At 32.2% G+C, this 13111-nt stretch carries 8 protein-coding genes; 4 read left to right on the forward strand and 4 right to left on the reverse strand.

Annotated features, from left to right (window positions below):
• Positions 1 to 9 precede the first annotated feature (9 nt).
• The 3 genes from NO995_RS09185 to NO995_RS09195 all read right to left on the reverse strand — a co-directional run bounded on the left by NO995_RS09185 (position 10) and on the right by NO995_RS09195 (position 7494).
• Positions 10 to 1470, reverse strand: a complete 1461-nt coding sequence (locus NO995_RS09185; protein WP_258227239.1) for a RagB/SusD family nutrient uptake outer membrane protein — start codon at positions 1468 to 1470, stop codon at positions 10 to 12.
• A gap of 7 nt (positions 1471 to 1477) precedes the next feature.
• Positions 1478 to 4486 carry a TonB-dependent receptor gene (locus NO995_RS09190; RefSeq protein WP_258227240.1) on the reverse strand — a complete coding sequence of 1003 codons (3009 nt, stop codon included), beginning with the start codon at positions 4484 to 4486 and terminating at the stop codon, positions 1478 to 1480.
• Between the two features lie 230 nt (positions 4487 to 4716).
• Complete coding sequence (locus NO995_RS09195) at positions 4717 to 7494, reverse strand: triple tyrosine motif-containing protein (RefSeq protein WP_258227241.1); 2778 nt, start codon at positions 7492 to 7494, stop codon at positions 4717 to 4719.
• 634 nt (positions 7495 to 8128) lie between these two features.
• Here NO995_RS09195 and NO995_RS09200 point away from each other — a divergent pair.
• The 4 genes from NO995_RS09200 (at position 8129) to NO995_RS09215 (ending at position 11657) form a co-directional block, all read left to right on the forward strand.
• Positions 8129 to 8623, forward strand: coding sequence for a hypothetical protein (locus NO995_RS09200; protein WP_258227242.1), 495 nt, complete (start codon positions 8129 to 8131; stop codon positions 8621 to 8623).
• Positions 8624 to 8741: 118 nt separating this feature from the next.
• Positions 8742 to 9461, forward strand: coding sequence for a hypothetical protein (locus NO995_RS09205; protein ID WP_258227243.1), 720 nt, complete (start codon positions 8742 to 8744; stop codon positions 9459 to 9461).
• 63 nt (positions 9462 to 9524) lie between these two features.
• Positions 9525 to 10001 carry a hypothetical protein gene (locus NO995_RS09210; protein WP_258227244.1) on the forward strand — a complete coding sequence of 159 codons (477 nt, stop codon included), beginning with the start codon at positions 9525 to 9527 and terminating at the stop codon, positions 9999 to 10001.
• A gap of 99 nt (positions 10002 to 10100) precedes the next feature.
• Entirely contained in the window at positions 10101 to 11657 is a 1557-nt protein-coding gene (locus NO995_RS09215) for a PQQ-binding-like beta-propeller repeat protein (protein WP_258227245.1), read from the forward strand.
• Positions 11658 to 12190: 533 nt separating this feature from the next.
• Here NO995_RS09215 and NO995_RS09220 read toward each other — a convergent pair.
• Positions 12191 to 13066 carry a DUF6268 family outer membrane beta-barrel protein gene (locus tag NO995_RS09220; RefSeq protein ID WP_258227246.1) on the reverse strand — a complete coding sequence of 292 codons (876 nt, stop codon included), beginning with the start codon at positions 13064 to 13066 and terminating at the stop codon, positions 12191 to 12193.
• Positions 13067 to 13111: the final 45 nt, after the last annotated feature.

A 13111-nucleotide genomic window follows, 5' to 3' on the forward strand; every position in this document is an offset into this window, starting at 1 on the left:
TGTCGTTTTTTAGTATCCTGGGTTTTGGTTCCATCTGCCTCCAGACAATTCAATCTCCTCTACTGGTATTGGGAATACCTCATGTTTACCAGAAACAAACCCTTCAATTTCTTGAGCTGCTCGTCCTGTTCTTACTAAATCGAAGAAACGATGCCCTTCTCCCACCAATTCTACACGACGTTCCTTATAAATAGCATTGGTTAAATTAGACCCTGATACATTTACAGGAGCCAATGTCGCTCTGATTCTAACCATGTTTAAATATTCGGCTGCACGCGTATCACTAATACTACCCCTATTTAAAGCTTCAGCAGCCATTAATAAAACATCGGCAAAACGAATGGATCTATAATTATTAGGATTGGTTAACGCAGCATCTGGTTGATTTAAATCTCCCTTTCTGGCGATATACTTTAAATTGAAATACCCAGTATGCTCATAACCTGTCGTATAAGTCGCTCCTGTTTCTTCTGCCCAGGCTTCTATATCTAAAATAGAATAGCCTAATCGAATATCTCCATCTTCGAAAGCATCAACGACCTCTTGAGTTGGCACATTAAAACTATATCCGAAGTCGTAAAGTGGTCCATCATAACTTCTAACCCCATTAAACCCAACTGCATAATTCCCTTCCAAACACTGAAAACAATCATAACTACCACCATCAACATCGGAATACTGGATTTCAAATACCGATTCAATATTGTTTTCATATTCATTTTCAAACATTAACGGCGCTTCTTCTGAAGACAACAATCTATGCGGCCCATTGTTTATCAAATCTTCCAAAACCGTTGCTGATTCAGAAAATTTATTTTGATACAAGTACGCTTTACCTAATAAAGCCTGTGCAGCACCTTTGGTCACGCGACCGGTTTCACTTTGTGTATATGGCAGATTAGCAGATGCAAAGATTAAATCTTGTTCAATCAAATCATAAACATCTGATGCTGGCGCGCGATCGATATTAAATTGTTCTCCAAACTGAATACGCTTATCGATGGCTAAAGGCACATCTCCAAACCATTTTACCAGTTCGAAATAATAATATGCTCTTAAAAATCTAGTTTGCGCAATTACACTGGTCTTATTAGGAAAATCTAACTTATCCTGAAATTCCATAATGTAATTTGCACGATTCACCCCCGTATACATCCAAGTCCAGATTTCTCTTAAATTAGCATTAATAGGGGTATGAATCATATCGTCTATTTCCTGAAAACCTATCACATCGGTAGCACTTTCACCACCACACAACGTATTATCTGAAGCAATTTCACCAAGCTGAACATTTCTAGCTGTTGCCTGTAAATAATCGTAAGCGGCAACCAAGGCATCCTGATAATCTTTTTCAGAATTAAAAAAGTCTTCTGAATTCGTATCTTCTGAGTCTACATCAACAAAGCTATCACTGCATGACCAAGTGATAAGTACCATCAGTAAGATTATATTTAGTTTTATATTTTTCATGATGAGATTAGAATTTTAAGTTAACACCGAATAAATACGTTCTGGCACTCGGGTAGAATCCCTGATCGATTCCGCCTCCAATTGGAGCGCCACTAGACGCTGTTGGGTCGTAGCCAGAATACTTAGTAAGTGTAAACAAATTACTTGCCGACACATATAAACGAAGCTTATTGATTTTGGAATTACCAAAAACCTTGTCACCAAATGTGTAGCCTAACTGTACATTTTGAAGTCTTACAAATGAGCCATCTTCAACATAAAAATCTGAAAACAGAATATTAGAAGTCGCTCCCGTTGTTACTCGAGGGGTTGTATTTGTTGAGCCTTCACCCGTCCAACGGTCCAGATAATAAACCGTCTTGTTTGTCAGCGCCTGATTTCGCTCAAAATTTCTAACAATCTCATTACCGACAGATGCAAAAGCGTAAGCTGAAAAATCGAAGTTTTTAAAGTCCATAGACAAGTTAAGCCCCATAGTTGCATCCGGAATCGGGTCTCCGATGTTCGTCTTATCATCATCGTTAATAACACCGTCGTCGTTAATATCTACAAATCTTAAGTCGCCCGACTGAACACGTTCATCAATTGTTGGATAATTATCAACTTCATCTTGATTTTGAAAAATACCATCGGTTTTATAACCTCTAAAATACCCAATTGGATAACCTGCTTCCATTCTTGATGGTGTTGGCTGACCTATGCCAAAAGAACCACCTGTTAGAAAGTCGCCATCGGTATTTACCGAAATCACTTCGTTTTTAAGAGTTGTTAAGTTGTATCGCACACTGAATTTAAAATCGTCGCTGAAATTATCGGTATATCCAATAGCAAATTCAAATCCTGTATTCTCGATAATACCACCATTTATTACTGGCGCACCACCAGTTCCCAGCAATCCGGAAACTTGAGGAATAACTAATAAATCTTCAGTACGTTTTTTAAAATAATCGGCAGTAATGTCAATTTTATTACCAGCAAAACGCATATCGACACCAACATCTAAAGTCTTTTGTTTTTCCCACTTAATGCCTGGGTTTGAAATCGCTCCACTGGCAACACCAAACACCTCGTTATCATTAAAGATGTAAGTTCCTTCACCATTTAAAAGGGATACAAATCGATAATCGGGAATTCTATCATTACCTAAAATACCATAAGAAGCTCTGAATTTAAGTAAATCGAAAAACTTACTTTCTGAAAGAAACGATTCATCTGAAGCTACCCAACCAATTGATCCTGAAGGGAAAAATCCAAATTTATTTTCCGGTCCGAATTTGGTTGAACCATCACGACGCAATACCGCTGAAAACAAATACTTGCCTTTATAGTCATACTGAAGTCTTGTGAAATATGATAATAATCGAGAATCGAATGTAGGGTTTCTACCCTGAGCCTCGTAACGATCTTCAATATCGGATGCCACATCCATTGATGGATTTGCAATGGTAACATCATATCCTGTTAACCCTGAAAACTCCCCGGTAGTTTTAAATACCGATGTTCCTAAAAGCACATTAATGTTATGAGTGTCATTAATTGAATTTTGATACTTAACAAAAGCATCAAATGTATAATCTCTGTAATGGTCTAAAGTGGTTACAATAGAACTCCTGTCTACATTACTATTTTTACCACTACCAAAATAAGCAACCGGATTAAAGATATTAGAACTCACTTCGGAATAATTCCACTGAATATTGGTTTGAGCTGTAAAATGATCTAAAAAGTTATAAGATAATCCGGCGTTACCGCTAAGTTTTAGAACCTTTCCTCGGTCGTGAGTGTCATCGATTTGAGCTAAAGGATTAATAACCTCTCCTCCTAACCCTTCGGCTAAAGTATAAGCCCCATCTTCATCTCTAACTGTAAATGTTGGTGCCATATTTAAGGCATTAAATAAAACAGATGAATTAGAATTTTCCGGAAGGTTTCGTTTACTCGTTCTTATCAACATCAACCCTGAAGTAAATTTAAAATTCTTCAGAAAGTCCACATTATAACTGATGTTATTTGTAAAACGTGTGAAGTTTGATCTTGGTCCGCCAACAATACCATCTTGAGTTAAAAATGATCCACTATAAGAATAATAAGAATTCTTTGTTCCGCCTTTAAACAAAATATTATGGTTGGTAATAAAAGCATTACTAAACACTTTATCTTGCCAATCTGTACCCGAGCCTAAATTTGATACATCCGGAAAAGGAATGGCACTCCCTCCGGCAGCATGCGCCTCATTAACGATTAAAGAATACTCTGTGGCATTGAGCACCGGAATTTCTCTTGTTGTTTGCTGAAAACCGCCATAAGCATTGTACTCCACCTGAAGCGGCATTTCTTTACGACCTGTTTTGGTTTTAATAAGAATAACCCCATTTGCAGCTCTAACACCATAAATACCGGCGGTTGCATCTTTAAGAATATTGATACTTTCAATATCGTTAGGGTTAATAACGCTCAAATCTTCAATAACGTTACCATCAACCAGAATTAGAGGCCTGCTATCTCCGTTGGTAGACACCCCACGAATACTTATTGTTGCTCCCGCACCCGGCGACCCGGACTGCGAAGTAATATTAACACCAGCAACCTGCCCCTGCAGCGCCTGCTCAATTCGGGTGGGTTTTAATTCCTCGATGGTTTCAGCTCCTAATACACTTACCGCACCGGTAATTTCCTTTTTGGTTTGGGTACCATATCCAATAACTACGACTTCGTCTAGTTTAGCCAAGTCTTCCTGTAACTGAATATTTAAAAAGGAATCGTTTGCAACAACAATATCCTGAGTTATGTAACCTACATAACTAAAGGTTAATGTTGAACCTATTTCAATGTTAGAAATGGTAAAATTTCCATCAAAATCGGAAACTGTTCCATTTGCTGTATTCTTTTGCAAGATATTAACTCCGGGAATAGGCACACCGGATCCATCTTTTACATTACCTTTTATTTCAATGCTTTGAGCATTCGCATAGGAAACAAAGAATAATGTTAAAATCATAAAGAGATAATGTCTCATGTGAATTTAGTTTATTTAGTTTCCATAAAATTATGTTTACACTTTGATGTATTCTAATTTTCAACCACTACAAAAAACATACATCTTAAAAAAGAATGAAAAATATTACTAAAACCTCAATATTAATGCGTTTTACTAATAATTTACAAAAGCCATAGAAGTTACTTAAAATCCTAAAATTCAGCAAATGTTGTGGTGTTGTATAGGTGAAAAAACTAGATGTTGTGGATTTAAATTTTCAAAATGTAATCTGTTAAGCTATCATCGTGTGGTAAATCGATTTTTTTTCGAAGTCGATAACGTTTTACTTCCACACTTCTAGGAGAAATATTTAATAACGGAGCAATTTCCTTTGAGGATAAATTCAGCCTTAAATACGTACATAATCGTAAATCGTTTGAAGTTAATGATGGATGAAGTTCTTTAATCTTTTTAAGAAAATCTTTATCAGCATTATTAAAGGCTTCTTCAAAGGTTTGCCAGTCATCAGTGTTGTTTAGATTTTTATCAATGATTCTAACCACATTTTTCAAGTTTTTATCATCCGGAATCTTCTTTAGTTCCTTTTTAAGATTATTTAAAAACTCGTTCTTCTTAATTAAGTTCATGGTCGACAAACTAAGTTCCCTATTCTTACTTTCAATATCCTGCTTAAGCTTTTCATTATTATGACGCATGGCCTGCTCCTTATTCTCCAATTCTTTGAGTTCTAATTCACGTTTCGTTTTAAATAAGAGTTTTTCACGTTGTCTTTTATAATGACGTTTGTATGCATGATGCATAAAAATTGAAAATAAAGCTACAAGAATAGCGTAACCTAAAATTGCGATATTAGATAAATACCATGGCCTTGCAATGGAAAAACTGTAGTCCTCTATATTTTCTGAGGTTTCATTCCCCAACCTGGATCTTACTGAAAACTTATAATTTCCAAATGGTAAATTTTCGAAAAACACTTCTGAATTTGTAGACCAAGTGCTCCAATCGTTATAAATACCTTCTAATCTGTATTGGTATTCAGGAACAGAAAATTTCTCATAAACTGGAACACTAAAATGAAATTCCAGATTATTATCGTTGTTTTTAAACACCCCTTTTTCGGTAGCATCCACAAAAATATTTTCATGGCTACTTTTGAGATTTCTGTTAGCTATTAAATTTAAGTGAACTTTATGAGGACTGTTCTTTAGCATATTTAAATCTATTACAATATAGCCTGTAGTTGTTCCATACAAATATTTACTATTCCCCAAATAGGCCATATTTTCGTAACCTGAAACATCATTTCTAACATAACTAGGTAGAAAAACATTATTTACTTTAAGCGAATTACTTAACTGACCCGTCGATAAATAACTAAGTCCTTGCTCGGAAAATCCCCAAAGTTTATCAGTTTCCTTAGTGTAAACTAATTTACCCGAAGTGTAGTCCTCTGAATTATATAATTTACTAATTATAGTATCTTTTTCAAACCTCCCTAATTTTATTTCATATTTAAAAACACCCTTACTTTGTGAATACAGTATGCTGTTTTTATATTTTATTAAGCTTGTTTTTACATCTTTATTTACCGAGGTATCACGTTGTACAACTACCGCTTTTTTATAACTCGTGTCTAACGTAATTATAAAAACGCCTTTGTATTCATGACTAACAAATACTTCGGATTCGTTTAACATTTCCAAATACCGACTTGAGATATCAAAATTTTCAATAGTGTTTCGCCATTCCCATCTACCGTTATTCTTCTGCAATATGTTTAAGCCGTTGTAATTTCCTTGAATAAGCAAATTTTCATGTGTAGCAATTGGTTTAATATCCCAGGTTCCTAAAACATCCGCTACTAAAGACGCCTTACTACCTTCTATAACAAAGGTTCCTGAATTATGACCACAAAACAAAGTATCATTAATATTTCTTAAACACCAAACCGCACCTTGCGTTCCGGAAATAAATTGAAATTTTTCATTACTATTAAAAGTCTTGCAAAACAACCCTTGATTTGTTCCGATGTATAATTTATTATCTAAGACTATAGACGTGTTTACTGAACCTATTTTGCCCTTTTCATCGTTATAAATCCGGAATGGCGATTTTATATTAACACAGTTAATTCCGTTTTCCAATCCTAACCAGATGTTATTATCGGCATCCTCAAAAACCGATAAAACCGTATTGTTACTTAGTCCATTATTTTGATTAATTTGATAATTAATGACTCCAGAAGCTGTTAAATGAATTATTCCATTAGAAATACTTCCTAATACAAAAGAATCATCCGTAAGCTTTATGCTGCTATAAATTCTATCGTTTAAAAGTGTTTGATTTGCTGGAATTTCCCATTGACTTAATTCTTTACCCATTAACTTAAAAAAGCCTTTATCTTCTGTTTGAAAAAGAATTCCTCCTTGGTGATTAAAAATATTAACCAAAAGATTATCCTTTAAAATAGAATGAAATGTAACGAGCTTGGCTTGTCCATTTACAATTTGAAAAACACCCTCCTTAGGCTTTTGAAAATAAACACCTTCCTTTATCCTGAAAATTTTATAAATCCCAGAATTAGAATTAATAATACTTACGCTATCCTTCTTTTTATTATAAACATAAATCCTTTTTAATGTTTGGAACAAAATAAAATCTTCAACATCCATAATATTCCAAACCTCTTCATCTTCTAAAAAATCGATGCTAAGTTTTGAGGACAGGGAGACATATTCCAAAAGTCCGTTTTTTAAATGGTGCCAATAACCAAACTCTCTATAAGAACCCGTATAGATAAAATCGTCTATAACCTTAACAGATCTTACAATAGCTCTGTTAGGGGATTCATATACCGTCCATTTCGCGCCATTAAACTCTAGTAGTCCTTTGTTATTGGCAACATAAATATATTTCTCTTTAGACTGAGAAATCGACCAATTTTGATTCTCAGCACCATAGTCGGTTGGCGTATAAATTTGAATTGGTGGATGTTCCTGTGCTGTTAGTACAAAGCACAAAAACATTATAAAAATTTGTGGTAGTGATTTAGTTGGTATCAAAATACAATGCTTTACTTACTAATGTACTAAAATTAATAGTAATTTGGCAACAGTCCTGCTACAATCGACTTCATTTCCAGCAGGATACAAAAAAGTTATTCCATTCCCTACTCCTGAAATGTTTAGTAAATAAAATCTTAACAAAATCGTAGAATGAAAATAGAAATTAATTATCTTTATAGTAAGTCAATAATGCAGTTACCATTTTGAATGATTTAAATAAATTGAAAAATATTATTTAATTCCCCTAATCTCTAGAAATTATACTAGCTTTTTTTAAGTACATTCCCCAAAATTTATCAAATTTTAGATGTGTTAACTATTTACTTGGTGGCCAAACTAATATTACGAAAAGTATTGAGTCATTTAACAATAGTACAATAAAAAGTCTTTAACTAAGACATCTTTTAATCAACATTTATAAGATTTATCCAAATTTAAAATTGAAAAACCAAACGAATTTGGATTTTGCACGACATGTTGAACGACTAGTTAACCAATCAACTTTTACACAAGCCTTTTAATTTTATAGTAAAGTCTCTAAATTCTAAATTTTCTTAGAATAATTTAAGCTGAATAATTAATTAACTTTTTAATTATGAATAAACACGCTTTACTCTTATGCTTTTGTCTGATAATTATTGAATGTCAAGGCCAAAATGGAATTTCAATTTCTGGTTCTACTAATAATACCTATAGTATAGACCTTTTTGCAATTGAAGGAAACAATAGATTTCATACTGGATATTCACACCAATTTAATGGACAGCATGGCAATGTTGAAAAGGAAAAAATGAATGAATCAATAGAAACAGGAAAAGGAAAATATTTTTGGGCATGCGATTTTGGATATAGTTGGATTTTCTTTAACCATTTAGCGATCGAAACTGAAGTTAGTATTGGAGCCACTAAAAAGTATACCAATTATAAAGATAATAGAGATTACATTGATGATTATTCGGTTATCACTTGTAGAAATTTAGCAGCCGGAGTTGGGGTAAAACTCGGATACTCATTTAAAATTGGTTTTGAACCTTTCATAGGATTTAATACACTGAAAAACGTAGATTTTGGAGCAAGATTTTTTTGGTGAGTAATGAAATGCAGTATCGAATATTTCGAATAATTAAATTCTAATTTTTAAAAAAATAAACTAAAACAAATCCTTTAATCAAATGATGAGTGCAATTATTTTTAGCCCCCTTTTTAGAATGACACTAATCTTCGCAACTAGCATTGTTTTTGCTCAAGATTCCATTAAGGATTTTGAACCATTACCCGCAAATTCAAAAAAATTGAATATTGTCTATCCTAATGTATATTGGTTTAATTCATACAAGATAAAGATACCCGGTTATGGTGTAGCTAAAATAAAGGAAAATGCCTCAGATACCGATGCCATAAAAAAACAAAAGATAACAATTAGTTTAACCGATTTAAAAAATAATGTGGTTAAACTGGAAGCAAATTCTATTCAAGAATACGTGTATTCCGTAAAAACACATTATTTAGAAAACGACGTTTTGAGAATTTTAAAAACTGGTTTAGAGGTTGATACTGAAGAACTCATGATAGACTCTATTGGTCTTAAAATAATTGAAGGAAAGGTTGTTACAAATCTGGAAAATTTAAAAAACTGGAAGCTTAGTTTAGTTAAAACTAAAAATACAACACCTTTTTCAGAACTGGGGAATCTTACTTTTGGAGATCGAACTATAAAAATGATACAATCCACCTTAGAAAGCAATCAAAATTTAAATCAGGAAGGAAATATTTATCAACATGCCCTTTTTTATGAATTAATAGAAGATGGTATTTCGTTAGGAGCTATGGCATTTCATGGAGAAACTGGAATATGGTTAAAACCAGATTTAGACACATCAACTAAACTTGTTTTATGTTCAACTTTATTGTTATTAACTAATTTTTAAGGTGGTTTCACATTAAAAATAAGGTCCTTTTACAATTATATAACCAACCAATCGCTTAGAATCATGTTAAAAACAGTCATTTTAATCCTTAGTTTATTAATTATTTCAAGCTTATATGCTCAAGAAAAAGTACTCAACATTTTTAACGAGCAAAAGTTTAAAGGGACTTTGATTAAGGAAAATAGAAAAATTAGAATTAAAACCAATGATGGGTTGAAATTAACCGGAAGGTTTAAAATAGTTGATGATGAAACTATTTACATAAAGAATAGAGAAATAAAACTGAACCAAATAAAAAAAATAAAAAAACACCCTTTAGTAATGTCTGTTATCATAGATGGATTTTTTTATTATTTGGGAACCACTTTTATTCTTGGAAGTCTTGCTCTTTATGCGCTTTCCAGCGGCGATGCTTCTGTTTTATTACTCATGATACCTTCTCCTTTATTTCTTTACGCAGCAGTAAAATCGCCTAACATCTTAAGAAGCTACAATACTGCCGACCAATGGCAATTTGAGATTATTAACCTATCTGATTAATAAACGCCCCGTGAATGATTGAAAACTTTAATTATTGCAATAGACCACTAAAAAGAAACACAAAATAAATTTTCATTATTAACCATAAACTAAATGCATATGAAAACCTTAGTAATAGTACTTTCATTTTTAAGCTCATTAATAGGTTTTGGTCAAAAAAATCAAATTTCAGTTATAAAAAGCGAAAAAATATTAGGTAAAAACTTTTTAGACAGTTCAGATATCAAGGGATTTGAATATGCCTTTTCTGATAGAATTGAAGAAACGTTTCTTGATACAACTACAGGCTTTTTAACGACAAAATTAAGAGGCCTTACTAAAAATGGAAAATGGCTTAATAGTACAGGTTATATTGTACAATACGACATTAAAAATGAAACTGTCTTGTGGAATAAAAAGTTTTCTTATCAAACAAGTGATTTAAAACAATTTAATAACACAATGATTTATACCATTTCCAATAAAAGTTATTGTCTTGATGTGCATACTGGGTCCGAAATCTGGGAGGTTAAAAATAACATCTATTTAGTCGATCCAATTGATCAAATTGGCATTGGTTATAAATTTAAAACTATGGATGGTTATTCCGATGAACTAGAAGGTATTGATTTAAAAAACGGACAGGTAGTCTGGAAAAGAAATCTAAACAGAGAATACGGTTGGAATGATGTTTTTTATGCAAACGATTCAATTTTGGTTGTAGTGGCCTCTGGTTTGCATGCTCTAAATATAAAAACAGGTCAAGGATGGGATTACAACACAATAACAGGAAAAAAAGATTATAAAGGAACGGCTGTTAAAAATGCTTTTGGCGTTGGACTAGGATTGCTCACTGGTACATCTGTTTTATCTATTGGACATGATGTGGTAAGAGATCTCGTCTCTAATAAGTTAACAGACAGCTCTCACATATACATCGCTTCAAAAGAGCAAGTTGCAAAAATTAACAAAACCACGGGAGAAATGGTTTGGAGCTACCCTTTTTCAAAAAACGAGGCTAGCAAATCATCAATTTTTATGAATGACAGTTTAGTATTTATGATTAACAAAGGCATGGCATTCATGGGGAACAAACAATTAAACTTTGGTAAACCATTTTTTGCCGCATTTAACAAACAGTCGGGTGAAAAGCATTTTTTAACCATAATAAACACTACAGATGATCCTATTTTAAGTTATCACCGACAAAATACTTTTACGTATTTAATATTTAAAAACAGAATTGAAAAATATGAAACGACCACTGGAAATTTAATTTGTAAAAAAGACTTTCCGGAAGAAAACTATGGGGATTTAAAATATTTCATTGGAGACCAAGTGTATATTAAGAACCCAAATGGTGATTTAACCTGTCTTAAACAATCTGATTCTACAAATGTATATGTTTACACTAGTCAAAAGAAAACATTAGCTCTTGATTCTGAATTAAATATTTCTAAAACTATAGATTATAATGATTTAAATATTTATTATTTAAGCACAAAAAATTATAAGTTTTTTGCAAAAGACAATAAAACTTTGGTGGTTAACAATAATGGGCATCAAATTGCTGAAATCTATACCTCATCCAGTGCTTTTACTAAAGGAAATACATTATACGACACACAGGACAATAAATTAATAGCCATAGATTTGATTGATAATCTAAAGAATTAACACCCATAACAATGTTAGTTACTATTTAATGAGGTGGGTAACTACTAATAATTAGCAAAAAAAAGATTATATCTAAAACAAAAACGTTTACTTCCCGATACAAAAAGTAATCAATATTGATTATCAATTATTTAAAAATAAAAGATACAAATAAGGTACAAATCAACACAAAATAAACAGATAACAAACCATTAGTTGAGACTATGAATTAAAAATTTCTTACTTGTTAATAACCTAATCTTCTCTTGTGTTTTAAGAATTTAAAAATAAAAAAATTATTTGTCCGAAAGCTACATAAACTACATTATCTACATTCATGTATATAATAGTTTCCAAAAATTTAAATATAGTTACTCAGGATTACACCCCACCCCCTAAAAAAAAGTGATTTTCTAATTAGCCCCTCCATCATTATATACCCATAGAGAAGCACACCTAATATCAGATCAAATTTTTCAAAAATCTAATGCTATATTATTTAAACAAATTTGATTTTTATTACTAACCAAATCCGTCCTTAATACATAAAATCACTATTTTAAAATTCTTATTCCTAAATTAAAAAACATTCTATTTTTGAAAGTAAATTCTAGTTTCTTATTTTGCTGTCTATCTTCTACTTCAAAAACGTTTCTAACAGTAAATCCACCCCCTGCATTCACATATAAATCCCCGATGAGTTTAAATACAAACTCTGGCCCTAACGTCACCCTAGAATATGAAAACTTGTTTAAATTTAGAGGAGAATTAATTTCGTCAAAATTCACATTATACAAATCTCCGCCTACAGCTGCCTTAACACCCACTTTGTATTTGTCATTAAACTTAAAATATTGCCCAATATAGGCCGGAATTACGGCCATAGTAAGCCATTTGTCTCTTTTATACGTTAGACTAAAAAGTGGAATGATTGTTAAATTTCCAAACCGACTGGTATAGGCTAACCCAAACCCATATTGAACATTTTGACTTGATCTTTTAGTTGCCAAAGCAGAAATCTGGAAAGTAAAATCTTCGGAACTTAAATTATTGTGGAAATCCGATGCCAGTGTAGGTGTTATATTAAAAATTAATTTCCATTGTTTTGGTAAAATTTTAATCAAACCCAAAGAATACTGAATTGAATGGTAGCTTTCATTAATCGTCAATGAATTTTGATCAAAAACAGTATTATAATGGAATAACGTATAATTTAAACTGCTAAACAGATACGTTTTTTTACCTTTTAATGGAATAGCCGCTTGCATGGACAGTCGTTGCTCATTAACTTCAATCTCACCCTGACCAATATTGGTATTAAAAGTTGTATTTGGGTAATAAAATTGATCTAAGGTGAGCAAAGGAAACTTATGAAGTCTATTATATGTTATTGTGTCTTTTAATTCTTGTGCACATAAAGAAATAGACATAATAAAAAGTATAAATATTGTAAGAAGAAATTTTAATATATGCAT

This window comes from Aestuariibaculum sp. M13, assembly GCF_024723255.1.
GTDB classification, from domain to species: domain Bacteria; phylum Bacteroidota; class Bacteroidia; order Flavobacteriales; family Flavobacteriaceae; genus Aestuariibaculum; species Aestuariibaculum lutulentum.